The organism is Alterinioella sp. B-7, assembly GCF_056857775.1.
In genome coordinates this window covers 640,099-657,762 of record NZ_JBSXNT010000039.1, presented here as the reverse complement: position 1 = coordinate 657,762, position 17,664 = coordinate 640,099, and the positions used below count along the sequence as shown (strand labels likewise).

Below are 17,664 nucleotides of genomic sequence, written 5' to 3'. Positions count from 1 at the left end.
CGGGAAGATGTGCGGGGGGCGCGGGCGCGGGGGGGCGTCAGGCGCACGCGCAGCATGACACCTTCCATCTGGATTGACCCTAGCACAGATAGAAGCGGCCCGCTGACACATCCGCGCGAGGGCGGTGTGAAGCGTCAGAGGTTGAACACCCGCGAGGGATGCACCTCGCCACCGCGATAGATGCCCACGGCCAGCGGCTGGCCGTCATGGCTGACCCAGACCTCCTCGCCATATTCCGCTGTGCCAAGCACCTGACCGGGATTGCCGTTCTTCAGCCGCGCGGCGCCTGCCGCTGTTGCCCGCATCTCCTCCAGGCCGGCCAGCCCGACCTCGACCGGCAATAGATGCGCGTCCAGCGCGGGGTCTTTCGCAAGCTCCTCGATCAGGGCGAGGCTTATCGCCTCTTCCACGTCGAACGGCCCCGACCAGACCCGGCGCAATTCGCGCACATGGCCAAGACAGCCCAGACCCTCGCCCAGGTCGCGCGCGATGGACCGCACATAGCCGCCCTTGCCGCAGACCATCTCCAGCACCGCGTGATCAGGGTCGGGCCGCTCCAGCAGGGTCAGGCTCTCGACATAGAGATCGCGCGCGGCCAGCTCGATTTCCTCGCCGTCACGGGCCAGCTTGTAGGCGCGTTCGCCGTCGATCTTCACGGCCGAGAACCTGGGCGGCACCTGTTGGATGTCGCCCACGAAACCGGGCAGCGCGGCCTCGATCTCGGCATCCGAGGGGCGCGCGTCACTTGTCTCCAGCACCTCGCCCTCGGCATCGTCGGTATTGGTGGCAGCCCCGAAGCGCACCGTGAACACATAAGCTTTCAAGGCATCGGTGATATAGGGCACCGTCTTGGTCGCCTCGCCCAGCGCCACCGCCAGCACGCCCGTCGCATCGGGGTCCAGCGTGCCGGCATGGCCCGCCTTCTTCGCGTCCAGCGCCCAGCGCACCTTGTTGACCACGGCAGTCGAGGTCGGCCCGGCGGGCTTGTCCACCACCAGCCAGCCGGAAATATCGCGTCCCTTGCGTTTGCGTGCCATCTCAACCCTCGCTCGCGGAAAGACCGCCTGCTAGCCGCCGCCGCCCCCGGCGTCAATGACGGTGCCCAGAATGGGGCCGAGCCAGAAGCCGAAATCGTTGCGCCCATAATCCGGCGCGTAAAGCCGCGACACCCGCCCATCGAGGTAGAGCGCGTTTGCCACCCCCAGATAATCCCGGAAAAACCGCCCGAACTGGTGGAAATTCACCATATCGTTCGAGATCGCGAAATAGGCGCGCGTGCCGGTCGCATCCACCCCAACCCCGTTGCGGATGTTGAGCGAGGTGCTATCGGCCAGGAACCGCGGATGCAGCGCGCCGTCGATAACCAGCATCGGCCCCGATTGCGTCGCATGGCGGCAGGCGGGGGGGTCGGCCGCATAGGCACGGCTCTCGATCACCTGCGCACGGCCCGCCTGAATGCAGAAGACGCCGTTGGGCAGCAACCCGAAATTCCCCGGCCCCGCCGAGGTGACGAGGCCATGCTCCTGCACCCCGTCCTCGATATAGAGGCCGACTGGGGCGCGATCCTCGTGATACATGCCGCCATTGATGGCAAAGCCCAGGCGTTCGCCGGGGCCAAGACTGCTGTCCACCGCGCCGAACTGGCCCAGGATCTCGCCCGCATCGTCGCGCAGAAAGAGGCGCAGATCCTCGCGCGTCAGGTCGACCTCGCACAGCGTGAACCCGGCCCCGTCGAACGTCACATCGGCGCAGGTGACCGCGCCCGCCATCCCCGGCATCAGCCAAACCAGTGCCGCCGCGATCAGCCCGCGCATCCTATTCGTCCAGGTCCTGGCGCACCTTGTCCTGTGCGAACATGGCCCGCGTCGCGTCCAGCTTGTCGAAGGTGTCGTCGATCAGGAACCGCAGGTCAGGCGCGTATTTCAGCGTCATCGCCTTGCCGATGGCGCGGCGCAGCTCATGCTTGTTGCGCTTCAGCGCCTGGATCGCCTCCTCGCGCTTGTCGCCGCCCAGGGGCAGCACATAGGCCGTGGCGATCTTGAGGTCGGGCGAAGTCCGCACCTCGCCCACCGTGATCGACATCGCGTTCAACTCGGGGTCATGGATCTGGCCCTGCATCAGCACGTCCGACAGGGTGCGGCGGATCAGCTCGCCAACGCGCAGTTGACGCTGCGACGGGCCGGGGCCGTCGTGAAACTTGTTCTTTGCCATGGCACGCGCTCCTTTTGCCCCTCCACCTAAGCGATCGCCCCGCCCCTCGCAAGAGAAGCGCTTTGCCACCGGCGGTCCTCTGCGCTATGCCGATTTCAACAGGATCAGGAGGGCCATGGCCATGCAGGGCAGCGTTGGAATTGCGGTAATGGGCGCGTCGGGGCGCATGGGCCGGATGCTGATCGAGGTGATCAACGACAGCGCGGCCGCGCATCTGGTCGCCGTCACCGAACGCCCCGGCCATGACTGGGCGGGCCGCGACCTGGGCGAGGCGATGGGCGGGGCCGCAACCGGCGTGCCGGTCCATGCCGATCCCATCGACGCCATCGTGAACGCGCAGGCGGTGATCGACTTCACCACGCCCGATGCCACGGTGGATCATGCGCTTCTGACCGCACAGGCGCGCTGCGTGCATGTCATCGGCACGACCGGGTTTGCGCAGGAGCATCTGGACAAGCTGGAACACGCCGCCCGCCATGCCACCATCATCCGGGCCGGCAACATGAGCCTTGGCGTCAACCTGCTGGTGCAGATCACCCGCCAGGTCGCCGCGGCCCTGGACGAGGATTTCGACATCGAGGTGATCGAGGCGCATCATCACCACAAGGTCGACGCGCCCTCGGGCACCGCGCTGATGCTGGGTCAGGCCGCCGCCGAAGGGCGCGGCATCGACCTCGACATCGCCTCGGACAGGGGCCGCGACGGCATCACCGGCCCCCGCCAGCGCGGCCATATCGGGTTCTCCAACATCCGCGGCGGCGACATTGTCGGCGAACATGACGTGCTCTTCGCGGGCCAGGGCGAGCGCATTACCCTCAGCCACAAGGCCACGGATCGCTCCGTCTTCGCGCGCGGCGCGCTCAAGGCCGCGCTCTGGGGTCAGGGCAAGGGGCCGGGTCAGTTCGACATGCTGGATGTGCTGGGCCTGTCGCCCACCGGCTGAGAGCGCACCGGAAACACCACGTCATAGGCCCAGTTGAAGACGAAGGCATAGACCAGGAAGAACCCCGCGAAGGCGACATCCATCACCACCGCCTGCCACAGGGTCACGCCCAGATACCAGGCGATGACCGGCGCCAGCACGAGCAATAGCCCAAGCTCGAACAGCACCGAATGCCCGACCCGCATCAGCGGCGTCTTGGCGGTATGGCCCAGCGCCCGCTGCATGGCGTGATCGAAGCCCAGGTTGAAGACATAGTTCCAGATCATCGCCAGCGTCGCCCCGATCACCGATAACACGCCGATATCGTGCAGCGGAAAGCCGAACACCCAGGCGCCCAGCGGCGCGACAAGGATCAGCGCGATGACCTCGAAGCTGATGGCGTGGCGGATGCGGTCTGCGGGGCGGCGCATGGGGATGTCCCTCTCTCATATCCTCGGGTCGTCCCGAAATATTGAGCCCCCCAAAACAGGGGCGGAGGTCGTCCTCGCTTGGCCCCTTTGATATACCGCCGAACGGCCCGCCTTCAACCCGCCAGCAAATCCGCCAGCGCCCCCCGCGCCCGCGTCACATCGGCCAGCGTGTAGCCATCCAGCGCCGCAAAGAACGCCTCGCGCGCCTCGGCGAAGGGTCCGCGCAATCCGCAGGCCGGTTGCAGGATGCAGGTCGAGGAGGTGCCGAAACACTCGACCACCGGATCGTCGCTTTTCAGCGCCCGCACCACCGCGCCGATATTGATCTGCTCGGGCGCGCGCGCCAGGGTCAGGCCACCCGTGCGCCCGCGTTCCGATGCGACGAAGCCCTGCCGGGTCAGCTCCGCCCCCACCTTGGCCAGGTGGTGCTCGGATAACCCGTAAAGCCGCGCGATGGCCGAAACCGGCAACCGCTCGGGCGCGCGCACGGCCAGCACCATCAGGATGCGCAGGGCGTAATCGGTGAACTTGTCCAACTGCATGGGCTAAATTTAGCATTTGCAATGCGTATTTGAAAGCGATAATATTCCGCAAGTGAAATACCGATTATATGGACGCCCGACATGACCCTCGCTGACCTCATCCTCTGGCCCGGCACGAAAATCTGCGAATGGCTGGGGGTAGAGCCGACCTCGGATAGCGGCCTCATCCGCTCGATGTTCAACACCTTCGTCTATCTCATCATCTTCCTGATCATCGCCTGGATTGCCGTGGCATGAGCGCGCTGGCCCGCTTTCCCGTCACGCCCGCGCAGATCGACCGCGTGGTGCAGGTCTTCTACGCCCGCATCCGCGCCCACCCCGATCTCGGCCCGATCTTCGCCGCGCATATCCACGACTGGCCCGCCCATGAGGAGAAGATCGCCCGCTTCTGGCGCAACGCGATCCTGCTGGAAGGGTCCTATGACGGCAACCCGATGCGCACCCACATGGCCGCGGGCAATGTCCGCTCGGATCATTTCCCGGCCTGGCTGGCGGAATTCGACGCCGTCCTGCGGGCGGAACTTTCCCCCGACCTCGCCGCCGCCTGGTCCGCCCTCGCCCATCGCATCGGACAGGGTCTCAGCTTCGGCCTCGATCACTACGGGCGCGGGGTGCCCAACCTGGCAAGCTGACGACCCCTCCGATTCGTGACCGGCCCGAACCTTGACAGACACGCGCCGGACCCTTCGATTATAAGGTGATCGGAGGCCCGAAATGACCCAATCGTCACCGCCCGAAAGCGGCTCACTGCTGCAGCGCATCGGTGCTGCCATCGCCGAAAAGCTGACCCGCCAGAGCCGCGGATACGAGCCCTATACGCCGTCGGATCAGGAGACGCTGCTGGCAACCCTCAAACCCGGCGACATCTTGCTGGTCGAAGGCAACGCGCGGATCTCGGGCGCGATCAAGTATCTCACGCAGTCCACCTGGTCGCACGCCGCAATCTATGTCGGCGACGCCCTGCCCGCGCCTCGGGACGGCGCCGACCGCCCCCGCCTGATCGAGGTCAACGTGGCCGATGGCTGCGTCGCGGTGCCGCTGTCGAAATACGCTTGCTTCAACACCCGCATCTGCCGCCCCGTGGGCCTGACCGAAAGCGAATGCCGCCAGGTGACCGACTTCATGATCGACAAGCTCGGCCTGCGCTACGACCTGCGCAACATCGTCGATCTCATGCGCTATTTCCTGCCCACCCCGCCGGTGCCCGTGCGCTGGCGGCGCCGCATGATCGCGCTTGGCTCGGGCGACCCGACGCGGGCGATCTGTTCCTCGCTCATCGCGCAGGCATTCCAGTCGATCACCTACCCGATCCTGCCCGACGTGGTGCGCCGCGAAGGGATCAGCGATTATGCCGAGCGGGAGATCTACCACATCCGCCACCACTCCCTCTTCGCGCCCCGCGATTTCGACCTGTCGCCCTATTTCCAGATCATCAAGCCGACCCTGACACAGGAATTCGACTTCCGCGCGTTCCCCTGGGGCGAGGCGGAAGATGAGGAGGTGGTGGCAGAGGCGTCTTGAGCCACGGGTGGCCCAATCGGCCCGCGCAGCCACCGAAAACCGCGCCTCTTTCAATTGCCACTGCCTGGAGGAACCCGCCCGCAGCAGGTCCACCCGCGCGACCAGCAAATCACGCCCCCGATCCGCGAGGCAGACGGTGAAAGAATAGCTGGCCCCGCTTGCCCTCATCCGGCGGTAGTTCGGCATGGGCCGATCCTGCCGGAACGCTGGCCAAGGATCGGTTGCCCCCTCACGCGCACAAACAACCGCGTGACCGGCCCTATCCCGGCCCCCCGCGACCGGCTATCCAGACCAGAACCGGAGTCCCGCCCATGCGCATCACGACCCTCCTGCCTGCCGCCCTCCTCCTGGCCCTCGTCTGGGCCACGGACCTCACCGCAATCCTCGGCGCGCATCCCTGGTGGTCGGGCAAGGTGGTGCTGATCGGCGCGGCTCTCGGTCTGGCGCTTGTCTGGCTCGCCAGCCTGCGCATCGCCGCCCTGCCGCTCACCCTCACCTTCCTGGTCGCCACGGGCCTCGCGGGCGCGGCGGCGGTCCTCGGCAAGCGGGCCTTCGTCGCCTCCTTCGGCGACAACGCGCTGGCCGGGCAATTCTGGTTCTTCGGCTGGATCGCCACGATGGCCGCCCTCGCGGCGCTTGTCACCGCCCTCACCCAGCTGATCCGGCAACGCTAGGCACACCCGCCGTATGCACAGGGGGTGCATGGGGGGGTGTACACATATGCACCCCCCTCAATCGGGAGATCTCGGCGTCAGTCTTCCAGCACGAAGGTGATCTTCAGCTTGACCCGGTATTCGCTGATCTTGCCGCCCTCGACGATGACGTTCTGGTCCTGGACCCAGGCCGATTTGATGTTCATGAGCGTGGCGGCGGCGCGCTCGATCCCGTTCTCGACGGCATCGTCGAAACTGCGGCCGGAGGAGGAAATGATCTCGGTAACGCGTGCGACGGACATGGCGGTTCTCCCTTGTTTCATGAGGCTTCAAGGCTAGAAGGACAGCCCCACACGCGCAACTCACCCCGCCTCACATGCGCGCCAAAGCGCTGAAACATGCCGGAAATCGGCGGCGCGCGGGCCTATCTGTTGATCAGACGCGACAGAAACTGAACCGCCCCGCCCGCCCACACGACCCATGATTGCCACGCCAACAAAAGGACCAGACCCATGCGCCCCGCCCCCAAAAGCCACCGCCCAGGCCCCGCCCCCCGCTGCGGCACCGCGGAGGCCCCGGTCCGCCAACCAAGACCCCCCGTCCGCTTTACCGACTGGGCGATGATCTGATCCGCCCGGCCGACCCCCTCACGATGACGGGAAGCGATTCCCCCCACGCATCCTGTTGTCGTTTCAACGGGTTAGTCAGGCAGCGGGCGCGGTTTCCCGTCCTCGTCGATGGCCACGAAAGTGAAGATCGCCTCGGTCACCTTCTCGCGCGCGCCGATGGTGCCGCGCCTGACCCAGGCCTCCACTTCGATCGCCATCGAGGTGCGCCCGACCCGGTTCAGCCGCGTATAGACGCAGAGCACATCGCCCACGGCGACGGGCCGGATGAACTTCATCGCATCAACCGCCACGGTCGTCGCCCGCCCGCGCGAGCGCTCGCGCGACAAGATCCCCGCCGCAATGTCCATCTGGCTCAGCACCCAGCCGCCGAACACGTCCCCATTGCCGTTCACATCCGACGGCATGGCGACCGTGCGCAGGGTCAAGTCGCCCTCGGGGCCGGTTTCCTCTGGCATCCTCGGTCCTTTCCTGTCCACGCCCCGCCGACACTCGCCCGCGCGGGTCGGGATTTCAAGACTGGTCAGCGGGGCGCACCGGCCCTAGCATTGCCCAGGATGACAGGTCGTTACGGAGAAACGTCATGCGCATGATCGCCGCCTTCTGCATGGGGCTTCTGCTTGGGTCGCCCGCCCTTGCCCAATCGGCCGAGGAGGCGGAGCTGGTCGTCGCCATGTTCCGGTCGATGAACCCGCAATCCATCACCCATGACCGCGAGGTCTGCGGCTATATCGTCGAAAGCCCCTCGGGCCGGATCGAGGTCGGCAAGGCCAGTTGGGGCGGCAACGCGTCATGCGGCACGATCCCGCCACCGGACGGGTTTCGGGTGCTGGCCTCGTGGCACACCCATGCCGCCTGGGCCGCGGGCTATGATAACGAAGTGCCGTCGCTGATCGACGTCGAGGGCGACATGTCGCTTGGCATCAACGGCTGGATCGCGACGCCGGGCGGCAGGCTTTGGTATGTCAACGGCCAGACCGGCGAGATGCACCAGTATTGCGGCGCGCAATGCCTGCCTTTCGATCCCGATGCGCAGATGGATACACGCGGCCCCGTCGACAAGCGCTATACGCTGCTGCAGTTGCGCGCACGGTTCGGACAGTAACGATAAAGGCCCCGGCGACGAACCGGGGCCTTTTGCGACTTATTCCGCCGCGTCCAGGTATTCCTCAAGCGGCGGGCAGGTGCAGACCAGGTGGCGGTCGCCATAGGCGTTGTCGACCCGGCCCACGGGCGGCCAGTATTTGTCGACCCGGAACGCACCCGGCGGAAAGCAGCCCTGTTCGCGGCTATAGGGCCGGTCCCAATCACCGATCAGCGCCGCCACAGTGTGGGGGGCATGTTTCAGCGGGTTGTTCTCGGCATCCATCTCGCCCTTCTCAATCGCCGCGATCTCCTCGCGGATCGACAGCATCGCGGCGATGAAACGGTCCAGTTCGGCCTTGGTCTCGGATTCCGTCGGCTCCACCATCAGCGTGCCGGCGACGGGCCAGCTCATCGTGGGCGCGTGGAAGCCGTTGTCGATCAGGCGCTTGGCGATGTCATCGACGGTGACATGGGCGCTGTCGTCGAAGGGGCGGGTATCCAGGATACACTCATGCGCGATACGCCCGTTGCGCCCCTTGAAGAGGACGCCGTAAGCCCCCTCCAGACGCTTGGCGATGTAGTTGGCGTTGAGGATCGCCACCTTGGTCGCCTGGGTCAGCCCCGCGCCGCCCATCAGCAGGATATAGGCCCAAGAAATCGGCAGGATCGAGGCCGAGCCGAGCGGCGCGCCATTGACCGGCCCTTCCTCGCCGCCGGTTTGCGGATGGCCGGGCAGGTGCTTTTCCAGATGCGCCTTGACGCCGATCGGCCCCATGCCGGGACCGCCGCCGCCATGCGGGATGCAGAAGGTCTTGTGCAGGTTCAGGTGGCTGACATCGCCGCCGATATCGCCGGGGCGCACAAGGCCCACCATGGCGTTCATGTTGGCGCCGTCGATATAGACCTGCCCGCCCTGGTCATGGGTGATCTGGCAGACCTCGCGCACGGTCTCCTCGAACACGCCATGGGTCGAGGGATAGGTGATCATGCAGGCGGCCAGGTTATCGCCCGCGGCCTCGGCCTTGGCGCGAAAATCCTCGACGTCGATATCGCCGTTTTCGGCCGATTTCACCACCACGACCTTGAGGCCGACCATCTGCGCCGAGGCCGGGTTGGTGCCATGTGCGGAGACCGGGATCAGGCAGATATTGCGGTGATCCTCGCCATTGGCCTTGTGATAGGCCTGGATCGTCAGAAGCCCCGCATATTCGCCCTGCGCGCCGGAATTGGGTTGCAGGCTCATCGCGTCATAGCCGGTGATCTGGCACAGCTTTTCCGACAGATCGACCGCCATGTCGGCATAGCCCTGCGCCTGTTCTGCGGGCGCGAAGGGGTGCATGTTGGAGAATTCGGGCCAGGTGATCGGCATCATCTCGGCGGCGGCATTGAGCTTCATGGTGCAGGAGCCAAGCGGGATCATCGCCCGGTCGAGCGCAAGGTCGCGGTCGGCCAGGCGGCGCATGTAGCGCATCATCTCGGTTTCCGCCCGGTTGAGGTGAAAGATCGGATGGGTCAGGTAGTCGCTCTGCCGGATCAGGTCATCGGGCACTTGCAGATCCACCCTGTCATCATCCTGGCCGTTCTCGATCCCGAAGGCGCGCAGCAGGCGGTCGAGCGTTGCCGCGCGGGTGGTCTCATCCAGGGACAGCCCGACCTTGGTGGTGCCGACCCTGCGCAGGTTGATCCGCTCCGCCTCGGCGGCCTTCATCACCACGCCCTGCAGCCCCCCGACATCGACGGTGAGCGTGTCGAAGAAATGCTCCGGCTCGACGGTAAAGCCCGCCTCCTGCAAGGCGCGGGCGACGCGGGCGGTCTTGAAATGGATGCGTTCGGCGATGGCGCGCAGGCCCTGCGGCCCGTGGAAGACGGCATAGAAGGACGCCATGTTGGCCAGCAAAGCCTGCGCGGTGCAGACGTTCGATGTGGCCTTTTCGCGCCGGATATGCTGCTCGCGCGTTTGCAGGGACAGGCGGTAGGCCTTGCCGCCCTGCGCATCGACCGAGACACCGACGATCCGCCCCGGCATGTTGCGTTTATAGGCGTCGCGGCAGGCCATATAGGCCGCCGCCGGGCCGCCGAACCCCATCGGCACGCCAAAGCGCTGCGTGGTGCCGACGGCGATATCGGCCCCCATCGCGGCGGGCTCCTTCAGCACGGTCAGGGCCAGCGGGTCGGCGATGACGATGCCGATGCCCTTGTTGTCATGCAGCTTGCCGATCAGATCGCTGAAATCGCGCACATGGCCATAGGTGCCGGGATACTGGAAGATCGCGCCAAAGACCGCCTCGGCGTCGAGGTCGTCGGGGTTGCCGACGATCACCTCGATGCCAAGCGGTGCGGCGCGGGTCTTCATCACGGCGATGTTCTGCGGGTGGCAGTTCTCATCGACGAAAAAGCCCGTGACTTTCGATTTGGAGACCCGCTGCGCCATCGTCATCGCCTCGGCGGCGGCGGTGGATTCGTCCAGCAGCGAGGCATTGGCGATATCGAGGCCGGTCAGGTCCGTCACCATGGTCTGGAAGTTCAGAAGCGCCTCAAGCCGACCCTGGCTGATCTCGGGCTGATAGGGCGTGTAGGCCGTATACCAGGCCGGATTTTCCAGGATGTTGCGCTGGATCGCGGGCGGGCAGACGGTGCCGTAATAGCCCTGCCCGATCATGGTGGTGAAGGGCTGGTTCTTCTTGGCGACCTGGCGCATGTACCACAAGAGTTCCCGCTCGCTCATCGGCTCGCCAGTATCCAGCGGCGTATCCTGACGCAGCGATTTCGGCACGGTCTGGTCAATGAGTTCATCCAGATCCTTCACCCCCAGAACCTCGCACATCTCGGCCATTTCAGCCTTGGAGGGGCCGATATGGCGCAGGTTGGCGAAGTCGTGCGGTTTGTAGTCGGACGGTGTGAAGGGCATGGAATGCTCCGGAATCAGGCAGGTTGAGGGGGCGGCGTGGCACCACGCGAAAGGTGCCACGCGATATAGCGTTGGACGATGGCGTCCGGGCCGGTCAGGAAACCCATGACCTGCCGCCGGAAGGACCAGGATTTCATCTCGGCGGGGAGGCGCGACAGCCAGTGACGATTATCAGCGGTGCCGGGTTCCTCGCGGCCCGTCAGGCGGTAGCCGCGCGGCATGTTGAGCTGACCGAAGACCCAGAGCAGGTATTTGAAATGGGCCCACCGGCTGAACTCGGCATCGAACCCGTCGACATGAACGCGCAGGCGGCACCGGGCGGCGTCTCCGGCCTCGGCCAAGGCTTCGGCCATCGCGCGGTCGGCCTCGGTCTCCCATCGGCCCTCGCCCTCCGGCAGGTTACTGAACATACCGTATGTCGCGCGCGAGGGCGGCAGGTCGTGCTTGCCGAAGCGCACACCGTCGATCCATGCCACCGCCCGCTTCACCGCATCAGCCGATCATCTGCTTGTACTCGGCCTCGTCCATGTACTCATCCATCTGGGACAGGTCGGAGGGCCGCATCTTGAAGAACCAGGCATCGCCCATGGCGTGTTCGTTGACCATGCCGGGATTGTCGGTCAGGGCTTCGTTCACCTCGACGATCTCGCCATCGAGCGGGGCCATGATGTCGGACGCCGCCTTGACCGACTCGATCACCACGATGTCGTCATCCTTGGCCACCTCGTCGCCAGCTTCGGGCAGCTCGACAAAGACCACGTCGCCCAGTTGCGTGGCGGCATGTTCGGTGATGCCGACGACGACCAGATCGTCCTCGACGCGCAGCCATTCATGTTCTTCGGTGAATTTCATGTGCAACTTCTCCCAGTTGGTTTTTCAGCGTTTGTAATCGGGTTTGTGGAACGGCAGGTCGGCCTGCGCAACCGGCAGCCGCTTGCCGCGCACCTCGCCATAAAGCGTGGCGTCGGCGGGGATGGTATTGTCGATAAGCCCCATGGCGATCGGCGCACCGACCGAGGGGCCGAACCCGCCAGACGTGACCATGCCGATCTCCGAGCCGCCCTCGGCCTCGGCATAGAGCGGCACACCGGCGCGCATCGGCGCGCGGCCTTCCGGGCGGAGCCCTACGCGGCGGCGGGGCGCGCCGGTCTCCATCTCGTCAAGGATACGCTCGGCGCCGGGAAACCCGCCCTCGCGGTCGCCGCCCTTGCGCCGGACCTTGTTGATCGCCCAGGACATGCTGGCCTCGATGGGCGAGATATCCTCGTCCAGGTCCTGCCCGTAAAGCGGCATTCCCGCCTCCAGCCGCAGGCTGTCGCGCGCACCCAATCCGATGGGGGAGACCTCCTCCATCTCCAGCAGTTCGCGCGCGAAGGTATCGGCGACATCGGCGGGCACCGAGATCTCGAACCCGTCCTCGCCGGTATAGCCCGAACGGCTGATCCACAGCTCGGACCCGGCCCAATCGGTCTGCACCACATCCATGAATTTCATCGAAGTCACACCGGGCACCAGCCGCGCCATGGCGGTTTCGGCCTGCGGACCCTGCAACGCCAGAAGGGCGCGGTCGGTCACCTCCTCGACCCCGTCGATATGCGCCTTGAGATGCGCGATGTCGTGCTCCTTGCGGGACGCGTTGACCACCAGGAACAGATCGTCCCGCCGCCGCGCGATCATCAGGTCATCCAGCACGCCGCCGTTCGGCGCGGTGAAGAGGCCGTAGCGCTGGCGGCAGCATTTCAGCCCCTGCACATCCACCGGCACCAACCCCTCAAGCGCCGCATCGGCGTCCAGCGGCAACAGCACCTGGCCCATATGGCTGACATCGAACAGCCCCGCCTTTTCGCGCGTATGCAGGTGTTCGGCCATCACGCCCGCGGGATACTGCACCGCCATTTCATAGCCCGCGAAGGGCACGAACTTGCCGCCAAGCTCGGCGTGCAACTCGTGTAGCGGCAGTCTCTTCAGGTCGCCCATGGCGGTCCCCCCGATCAAAATGTCACCGGGGAATCGCCCGGCATCGCAAACCCCCGCGCGTGCCTCGCGCGAAACCCGATGCCCCCTCTGTCCTTTCGCCTGAGATCGTTATCCCTTCGGCGGGTGCGATGCACCACTCTCCAGAGTTGTCCTCATGTCCGGCCAGGTCCTGCAGCCTGAGAGTTTACCGGGGCGGTTGCTCCTTCGGCACCGGCTGTTACCCCGGATTCTCCCTGATCGAACGTGGTGGAGAATACCAACCTTTGCCGGTTCGGCAAGAGGGTTGCTATGCAGGGCGCGCACAGGCATGGTCCGCGCATGTCCGATCCTTTTTTCTTTGGCTATGGCAGCCTCGTGAACCGCGCCACCCACACCTATCCGCAGGTCGAACGCGCCCGCGTCAGGGGGTGGGCCCGCCAGTGGAAGCGCACCCGGCTGCGGCCCGTCGCCTTCCTGACCGCCGTGGAAGCCGATGGCGAGGATATCGACGGCCTTATCGCCGCCGTGCCGGGGGCCGATTGGGCGGCGCTGGATGAACGCGAATGGGCCTATCGGCGCAATCCGGTGGCCGAGATCTTCCACGACCCCGCCGACCGACCGCCGCTGTCCGACATCCAGATCTACCGCACCGTGATCGAGGAAGACGACAGCCCCGATGCGCGCCATCCGGTCCTGCTGAGCTATATCGACGTGGTCGTGCAGGGCTATCTGCGCGAGTTCGGCCCCGCCGGGGCGGAGCGTTTCTTTGCCACCACGCATGGCTGGGACACGGTGGTGCTGGATGACCGCGCCGCGCCGATCTACCCGCGCCACCAGAGCCTGACCGAGGATGAGATGCGCGTGGTCGACCGCCACCTCTCGGGGCTGGCCGAGGTGATCTGCGACACTGCCCTGCGCGAGGAAATCCGCCAGCACCGCCCGCCGCAGGAACCGGCGTCGGAACAGCGCATGACCCCCGGTGATGCACGGGCGGGATTGGCGACCGGTTAACGCCGATTGTGGAACATCTGCAGCAGCCGGGCCTGCCGGGTGAACGGGGCAGGCTCGCCCGGTGCGTCATGGCGGGCGATGACGCGCAGCGCCAGCGCCGCCGACAGCAGCCCGAACAGCACGCCGCCAAGCGCCTGTCCGATCAGCACCCCCGGCGCGCCGAGCCAGGCCGCGAAGAGGATGACGAAGGGAATGGTCCCCGCCGTGTGCCGCCCCCAGTTCAGCCCGGTGGAATAGAGCGGTCGACCGAGATTGTTGAACGCCGCGTTCGACACGAAGAGCATCCCGTTGAAATACCACGCCAGCGCCAGCGGCCCACAGAAGAGGAAGATCAGGTCACGCGCCACCCCGTCCAGTTGGAACAGGTCCGCGATGACCCCGCGCAGCAGAAAGAGGATGGTCGAGATCGCAACGACCACGATGGCGGTGAAGATCAACCCGTCGCGGTAGGCGCGGCTGACGCGGTCGAACCGCTCGGCCCCGTAATTCTGCCCGATGATCGGCCCGATAGCCCCCGACAGCGCGAAGATCACCCCGAAGGAAACCGGGATCAGCCGTGCGACCACCGCCATGCCCGCCACCGCGTCCTCACCGAATTCTGCCATGGCGCGGGTGACATAGGCTTGCCCGATGGGCGTGGCCAATTGCGTCAGGATCGCGGGCAGCGCGAGGGTCAGGATCGGGGCCAGGTCGGCGCGCAGATCATCCCGCGTGGGCCGGGTCAATCCGCCGTAATGGCGCAGGATCGGGATCAGGGCGGCGACACCAATGGCCACCCGCGCGGCAAAGCTGGCGATGGCCGCGCCGGTCAGTTCCAGGTCCAGCCCGAAGATAAGGATCGGGTCCAGCACCGCGTTGACGACACCGCCCGTGATCGTCGCCATCATCGCCGTGCGCGCGGCCCCATGGGCGCGCAGGATCGCGCCGCCGACCATGCCCACCAGCATCATCGGCAGGCTCGGGATCACGATCTGCAAGAACCCGATGGCCAGGTCCTGCGTCTCGCCCGTCGCCCCCAGAAGCGCCGTCAGAGGGGCCAGCGACAGCCAGACGGCCAGCGCGAAGAGCGAGCCGAAAGCCACCCCGTAAAGCAGCGATGTCGTCGCCCTGCGCCGCGCGAGATCGTCATCGCCCGACCCAAGCGCGCGCGCCACCAGCGCGCCCGTCGCAATCGCCATGCCGATGCCGAAAGACGAGGTGAAAAAGAGGATCGCACCCGCATATCCAACCGCCGCCGCAAGCTCCGCCTTGCCGAGCATCGCGATGAACAGCATGTCCACCAGGTCGACCACGAACACCGCCATCAGCCCGACGGACGAGGTCAGCGCCATCACGGTGATGTGGCGGAAGAGGCTGCCGGACAGGAATTTCGCACGGTTGGTCACCCCGACTGCGTAGCAGAACCGGCCCCTGACGTCCCTGCGATTTCCGCGCGCTGGCGCACAATGCTATGAGCAACCCCCGATCTCTGCGATACTCTTCCGGACACGGGGGATGGATCAATGACACATGCAACCGGGGGATGCCTCTGCGGCGCGCTGCGCTACGAGGTGGAAGGATCGCCCGACTGGGTCACGATCTGTTTTTGCAGGTTCTGCCAGCGCGCCACCGGATCGCATCAGATGACGGAACCGATCTTCCATATCGACCGGTTCCGCATCACCTCGGGCAAGCCAAGGGTCTACACGCATATCTCGGGCGGCAGCGGTCGGGAGGTCTATGTTCATTTCTGCGATACCTGCGGAACCAAGACGCATCTGACCTTCGATCGCTGGCCCGACCGGCTCGGGGTCTATGCCGGCACGTTCGACGATCCCGGCTGGTTCGAGCTTTCGCCGGAGACAGCCAAGTTCATCTTTCTGGACGAGGCACCGCGCGGCACGCTGGTGCCGCCGGGCTACAAGACATACGGCCAGCACGCCGCCACCGCAGATGGCACGCCATTGGACCCGATGATCCTGTCGGAGGTGCGGCATGTGGGGCGGGACTGATGCCCGATTTTCCATCCCCGTTTTCAAACAAGGAGATTTTCCATGACCCAACGGATTTTGCAAAGGGGCCTATGGACCCTCGGGCTCGCGACCGTCCCCCTATCCGCGCTGGCCGAACGCCGGAGCACCGAGATCGAGGCGCTGAACGAGATCGAGGCACTGCTCAGCTGCAACATGCTTGCCGATCAGGCAGGGGCCACCGGACGCGGGGCGGTCGAGAATGTCGATTATTTCCGCTGGTCCTGCACCTATGACGTGCCACCCCGGCGGGAGATCAGCGTCGAGGTGATGCCGCTTCTGCATGAGGCGCAGGCCCGCCCGGTCTGCCGCAGTGCCGCCAGTAATCGCAACGGGCGCTGGACCGGCGAATGGGTAGGCAATGGGGCGCTGGCCGCCGGACGCTGCATCATCAGCGTGCCCGCGAATTGAACCGTTGCGGCATGGCATAGGGCGGGGGTCGCCCCGCCACTCGCCACCTCCTAGAGAGCGGGCTTCTTCTGAAGCAGCGGCATGACATCGCTCATTTCCGGCCCGCGCTCCAGCCCCGTCACAGCCTTGCGCAATGGCATGAACAAGCCTTTGCCCTTGCGCCCCGTCGCCTCCTTCACGGCCCCGGTCCAGGCGCCCCAGGTCTCGGCGGTATAGGGCGGGTCGGGCAAGAGCGCGAAAGCCTCGGCCACGAATTCCCGATCCTCCTCGTCCACCACGGGCGTGGCGCCATCGCGGAACAGGTGCCACCAGCCCGCGATGTCGTTGCGCGTGGTGATGTTGGCGCGGGCGACGGTCCAGAAGGTCTCGGCCAGATCCTCCGGCACGCCGATCTCCGCGATCTGATCGGCGACCTGTTCCAGCGGCAGCGTATGCAGATACCGCGCCGTGATCGGGTAGAGGTCGTTCACGTCGAACTTGGTCGGGGCCGCGCCGAAATGGTCCAGATCGAACCCCTCGGCCAGCTCATCCAGATCGGAACAGAGCTCGATCGGCTGCGACGATCCGAGCCGCGCCATGTGGCTGAGCAGCGCCATCGGCTCCACCCCTGCCTCGCGCAGATCGGCCAGCGCCAGCGTGCCGAGGCGCTTCGACAGCGCCTCGCCCTGCGGACCCGTCAACAGCGAGTGATGCGCGAAGGAGGGCGGAGCAAACCCCAACGCTTCCATGATCTGGATCTGCGTCGCGGTGTTGGTGACGTGATCGGACCCGCGCACCACATGGGTCACGCCCATATCGGTATCATCGACAACAGACGCGATGGTATAAAGCACCTGCCCGTCCTGCCGGATCAGCACCGGGTCGGACACGCTGGCCGCATCAATCGACAGATCGCCCAGGATGCCGTCGGTCCACTCGATCCGCTCCTGTTTCAGCTTGAAGCGCCAGACGCCCTGCCCGCGCTCGGCGCGCAACCGGTCCTTTTCCTCCTCGCTCAGCTTCAGCGCCGCGCGGTCATAGACCGGGGGCTGCCCCATGTTGAGCTGTTTCTTGCGCTTGAGGTCCAGTTCCGTGGGCGTCTCGAACGCCTCGTAGAACCGGTCCTTGGCGCGCAATTCATCGGCGGCGGCGGCGTAGCGGTCCAGCCGCTCCGACTGACGCTCCAGCCGGTCCCAGGTCAGGCCGAGCCACTCCAGGTCGCGCTGGATCCCGTCCGCGAAAGCCCGGGTCGAGCGTTCCGGGTCGGTATCGTCGAGCCGCAGGATGAATGTGCCGCCCGCCTTGCGCGAAATCAGGTAGTTGAACAGCGCCGTGCGCAGGTTTCCGACATGCAGGCGGCCGGTGGGGGACGGGGCGAAACGGGTGACGGTCATGGCG

The 17,664-nt window shown here is 66.0% G+C and carries 22 protein-coding genes and 2 riboswitches; of the genes, 9 read left to right on the top strand and 13 right to left on the bottom strand.

Annotated elements, in window-relative coordinates; genetic code table 11:
- Positions 1-134 precede the first annotated feature (134 nt).
- Genes truB through rbfA form a run of 3 tightly spaced genes read right to left on the bottom strand, consistent with a single transcriptional unit; the run spans position 135 to position 2,211 of the window.
- Positions 135-1,037, bottom strand: a complete 903-nt coding sequence (truB, locus tag AC13C7_RS18240; RefSeq protein ID WP_482868306.1) for a tRNA pseudouridine(55) synthase TruB — start codon at positions 1,035-1,037, stop codon at positions 135-137.
- A gap of 30 nt (positions 1,038-1,067) precedes the next feature.
- A complete protein-coding gene (locus AC13C7_RS18235; RefSeq protein ID WP_474887458.1) occupies positions 1,068-1,814 on the bottom strand; it encodes a phosphodiester glycosidase family protein in 747 nt (248 codons plus the stop codon).
- Position 1,815: 1 nt separating this feature from the next.
- The gene (gene rbfA / locus AC13C7_RS18230) at positions 1,816-2,211 is read right to left on the bottom strand and encodes a 30S ribosome-binding factor RbfA (protein WP_172320086.1); all 396 of its coding nucleotides are present in this window, start codon (positions 2,209-2,211) and stop codon (positions 1,816-1,818) included.
- Positions 2,212-2,332: 121 nt separating this feature from the next.
- On the opposite strand from rbfA, the gene dapB reads away from it, so the two are divergent.
- A complete protein-coding gene (gene dapB, locus AC13C7_RS18225; RefSeq protein WP_172320087.1) occupies positions 2,333-3,154 on the top strand; it encodes a 4-hydroxy-tetrahydrodipicolinate reductase in 822 nt (273 codons plus the stop codon).
- Here the strand turns inward: dapB and AC13C7_RS18220 are convergent.
- Complete coding sequence (locus AC13C7_RS18220) at positions 3,109-3,564, bottom strand: PACE efflux transporter (RefSeq protein ID WP_172320088.1); 456 nt, start codon at positions 3,562-3,564, stop codon at positions 3,109-3,111. The two genes, dapB and AC13C7_RS18220, sit on opposite strands and share 46 nt — an antisense overlap.
- A 113-nt stretch (positions 3,565-3,677) precedes the next feature.
- On the bottom strand, positions 3,678-4,106 hold the full coding sequence (locus AC13C7_RS18215; RefSeq protein ID WP_172320089.1) for an RrF2 family transcriptional regulator: 429 nt from the start codon (positions 4,104-4,106) through the stop codon (positions 3,678-3,680).
- A gap of 81 nt (positions 4,107-4,187) precedes the next feature.
- Here AC13C7_RS18215 and AC13C7_RS18210 point away from each other — a divergent pair, with 81 nt between their 5' ends.
- The 4 genes from AC13C7_RS18210 (at position 4,188) to AC13C7_RS18195 (ending at position 6,301) form a co-directional block, all read left to right on the top strand.
- A complete protein-coding gene (locus AC13C7_RS18210; RefSeq protein WP_172320090.1) occupies positions 4,188-4,343 on the top strand; it encodes a hypothetical protein in 156 nt (51 codons plus the stop codon).
- Positions 4,340-4,738, top strand: coding sequence for a group III truncated hemoglobin (locus AC13C7_RS18205; RefSeq protein ID WP_482868305.1), 399 nt, complete (start codon positions 4,340-4,342; stop codon positions 4,736-4,738). Before AC13C7_RS18210 ends, AC13C7_RS18205 begins: the two co-directional genes overlap by 4 nt.
- An 82-nt stretch (positions 4,739-4,820) precedes the next feature.
- Positions 4,821-5,627 (top strand): YiiX/YebB-like N1pC/P60 family cysteine hydrolase, encoded by an 807-nt coding sequence (locus AC13C7_RS18200; protein WP_446122251.1) that lies wholly within the window; start codon positions 4,821-4,823, stop codon positions 5,625-5,627.
- Positions 5,628-5,938: 311 nt separating this feature from the next.
- Positions 5,939-6,301, top strand: a complete 363-nt coding sequence (locus tag AC13C7_RS18195; RefSeq protein ID WP_482868304.1) for a hypothetical protein — start codon at positions 5,939-5,941, stop codon at positions 6,299-6,301.
- 77 nt (positions 6,302-6,378) lie between these two features.
- Here AC13C7_RS18195 and AC13C7_RS18190 read toward each other — a convergent pair whose 3' ends face one another.
- On the bottom strand, positions 6,379-6,582 hold the full coding sequence (locus AC13C7_RS18190; RefSeq protein ID WP_482868303.1) for a dodecin family protein: 204 nt from the start codon (positions 6,580-6,582) through the stop codon (positions 6,379-6,381).
- A 398-nt stretch (positions 6,583-6,980) separates the two neighbouring features.
- Positions 6,981-7,364: an acyl-CoA thioester hydrolase YciA gene (gene yciA, locus AC13C7_RS18185; RefSeq protein WP_446118843.1), complete on the bottom strand. Its 384-nt coding sequence runs from the start codon at positions 7,362-7,364 to the stop codon at positions 6,981-6,983.
- A 125-nt stretch (positions 7,365-7,489) separates the two neighbouring features.
- On the opposite strand from yciA, the gene AC13C7_RS18180 reads away from it, so the two are divergent.
- Positions 7,490-8,011, top strand: coding sequence for a DUF4329 domain-containing protein (locus AC13C7_RS18180; RefSeq protein WP_172320096.1), 522 nt, complete (start codon positions 7,490-7,492; stop codon positions 8,009-8,011).
- A gap of 39 nt (positions 8,012-8,050) precedes the next feature.
- Here the strand turns inward: AC13C7_RS18180 and gcvP are convergent, their stop codons facing one another.
- The 4 genes from gcvP to gcvT are packed head-to-tail and all read right to left on the bottom strand — an operon-like array spanning position 8,051 to position 12,877.
- Complete coding sequence (gcvP, locus tag AC13C7_RS18175) at positions 8,051-10,900, bottom strand: aminomethyl-transferring glycine dehydrogenase (RefSeq protein ID WP_482868302.1); 2,850 nt, start codon at positions 10,898-10,900, stop codon at positions 8,051-8,053.
- Positions 10,901-10,914: 14 nt separating this feature from the next.
- Positions 10,915-11,376 carry a hypothetical protein gene (locus AC13C7_RS18170; protein ID WP_482868301.1) on the bottom strand — a complete coding sequence of 154 codons (462 nt, stop codon included), beginning with the start codon at positions 11,374-11,376 and terminating at the stop codon, positions 10,915-10,917.
- Between the two features lie 16 nt (positions 11,377-11,392).
- On the bottom strand, positions 11,393-11,752 hold the full coding sequence (gcvH, locus tag AC13C7_RS18165) for a glycine cleavage system protein GcvH (protein ID WP_172320099.1): 360 nt from the start codon (positions 11,750-11,752) through the stop codon (positions 11,393-11,395).
- 24 nt (positions 11,753-11,776) lie between these two features.
- The gene (gcvT, locus tag AC13C7_RS18160) at positions 11,777-12,877 is read right to left on the bottom strand and encodes a glycine cleavage system aminomethyltransferase GcvT (RefSeq protein ID WP_172320100.1); all 1,101 of its coding nucleotides are present in this window, start codon (positions 12,875-12,877) and stop codon (positions 11,777-11,779) included.
- 77 nt (positions 12,878-12,954) lie between these two features.
- Positions 12,955-13,031: riboswitch (glycine riboswitch) on the bottom strand.
- A riboswitch (glycine riboswitch) is annotated at positions 13,032-13,122 on the bottom strand. It lies immediately after the preceding riboswitch.
- Positions 13,123-13,195: 73 nt separating this feature from the next.
- On the opposite strand from gcvT, the gene AC13C7_RS18155 reads away from it, so the two are divergent.
- Positions 13,196-13,867: a gamma-glutamylcyclotransferase family protein gene (locus AC13C7_RS18155; protein WP_235952691.1), complete on the top strand. Its 672-nt coding sequence runs from the start codon at positions 13,196-13,198 to the stop codon at positions 13,865-13,867.
- Here the strand turns inward: AC13C7_RS18155 and AC13C7_RS18150 are convergent.
- Positions 13,864-15,198: an MATE family efflux transporter gene (locus AC13C7_RS18150; RefSeq protein ID WP_482868448.1), complete on the bottom strand. Its 1,335-nt coding sequence runs from the start codon at positions 15,196-15,198 to the stop codon at positions 13,864-13,866. The genes AC13C7_RS18155 and AC13C7_RS18150 overlap by 4 nt on opposite strands.
- A 171-nt stretch (positions 15,199-15,369) precedes the next feature.
- Here AC13C7_RS18150 and AC13C7_RS18145 point away from each other — a divergent pair, with 171 nt between their 5' ends.
- Entirely contained in the window at positions 15,370-15,858 is a 489-nt protein-coding gene (locus AC13C7_RS18145) for a GFA family protein (RefSeq protein ID WP_482868300.1), read from the top strand.
- Between the two features lie 42 nt (positions 15,859-15,900).
- On the top strand, positions 15,901-16,287 hold the full coding sequence (locus AC13C7_RS18140) for a hypothetical protein (RefSeq protein WP_482868299.1): 387 nt from the start codon (positions 15,901-15,903) through the stop codon (positions 16,285-16,287).
- 50 nt (positions 16,288-16,337) lie between these two features.
- Here AC13C7_RS18140 and gltX read toward each other — a convergent pair whose 3' ends face one another.
- Positions 16,338-17,660 carry a glutamate--tRNA ligase gene (gltX, locus tag AC13C7_RS18135; protein WP_172320103.1) on the bottom strand — a complete coding sequence of 441 codons (1,323 nt, stop codon included), beginning with the start codon at positions 17,658-17,660 and terminating at the stop codon, positions 16,338-16,340.
- Between the last annotated feature and the right edge of the window lie 4 nt (positions 17,661-17,664).

Bases quoted from the DNA above. Each gene is read 5' to 3' on its own strand.
- truB (WP_482868306.1), bottom strand. From the start codon at position 1,037: ATGGCACGCAAACGCAAGGGACGCGATATTTCCGGCTGGCTGGTGGTG.
- AC13C7_RS18235 (WP_474887458.1), bottom strand. From the start codon at position 1,814: ATGCGCGGGCTGATCGCGGCGGCACTGGTTTGGCTGATGCCGGGGATG.
- rbfA (WP_172320086.1), bottom strand. From the start codon at position 2,211: ATGGCAAAGAACAAGTTTCACGACGGCCCCGGCCCGTCGCAGCGTCAA.
- dapB (WP_172320087.1), top strand. From the start codon at position 2,333: ATGCAGGGCAGCGTTGGAATTGCGGTAATGGGCGCGTCGGGGCGCATG.
- AC13C7_RS18220 (WP_172320088.1), bottom strand. From the start codon at position 3,564: ATGCGCCGCCCCGCAGACCGCATCCGCCACGCCATCAGCTTCGAGGTC.
- AC13C7_RS18215 (WP_172320089.1), bottom strand. From the start codon at position 4,106: ATGCAGTTGGACAAGTTCACCGATTACGCCCTGCGCATCCTGATGGTG.
- AC13C7_RS18210 (WP_172320090.1), top strand. From the start codon at position 4,188: ATGACCCTCGCTGACCTCATCCTCTGGCCCGGCACGAAAATCTGCGAA.
- AC13C7_RS18205 (WP_482868305.1), top strand. From the start codon at position 4,340: ATGAGCGCGCTGGCCCGCTTTCCCGTCACGCCCGCGCAGATCGACCGC.
- AC13C7_RS18200 (WP_446122251.1), top strand. From the start codon at position 4,821: ATGACCCAATCGTCACCGCCCGAAAGCGGCTCACTGCTGCAGCGCATC.
- AC13C7_RS18195 (WP_482868304.1), top strand. From the start codon at position 5,939: ATGCGCATCACGACCCTCCTGCCTGCCGCCCTCCTCCTGGCCCTCGTC.
- AC13C7_RS18190 (WP_482868303.1), bottom strand. From the start codon at position 6,582: ATGTCCGTCGCACGCGTTACCGAGATCATTTCCTCCTCCGGCCGCAGT.
- yciA (WP_446118843.1), bottom strand. From the start codon at position 7,364: ATGCCAGAGGAAACCGGCCCCGAGGGCGACTTGACCCTGCGCACGGTC.
- AC13C7_RS18180 (WP_172320096.1), top strand. From the start codon at position 7,490: ATGCGCATGATCGCCGCCTTCTGCATGGGGCTTCTGCTTGGGTCGCCC.
- gcvP (WP_482868302.1), bottom strand. From the start codon at position 10,900: ATGCCCTTCACACCGTCCGACTACAAACCGCACGACTTCGCCAACCTG.
- gcvH (WP_172320099.1), bottom strand. From the start codon at position 11,752: ATGAAATTCACCGAAGAACATGAATGGCTGCGCGTCGAGGACGATCTG.
- gcvT (WP_172320100.1), bottom strand. From the start codon at position 12,877: ATGGGCGACCTGAAGAGACTGCCGCTACACGAGTTGCACGCCGAGCTT.
- AC13C7_RS18155 (WP_235952691.1), top strand. From the start codon at position 13,196: ATGTCCGATCCTTTTTTCTTTGGCTATGGCAGCCTCGTGAACCGCGCC.
- AC13C7_RS18150 (WP_482868448.1), bottom strand. From the start codon at position 15,198: ATGGCGCTGACCTCGTCCGTCGGGCTGATGGCGGTGTTCGTGGTCGAC.
- AC13C7_RS18145 (WP_482868300.1), top strand. From the start codon at position 15,370: ATGACACATGCAACCGGGGGATGCCTCTGCGGCGCGCTGCGCTACGAG.
- AC13C7_RS18140 (WP_482868299.1), top strand. From the start codon at position 15,901: ATGACCCAACGGATTTTGCAAAGGGGCCTATGGACCCTCGGGCTCGCG.
- gltX (WP_172320103.1), bottom strand. From the start codon at position 17,660: ATGACCGTCACCCGTTTCGCCCCGTCCCCCACCGGCCGCCTGCATGTC.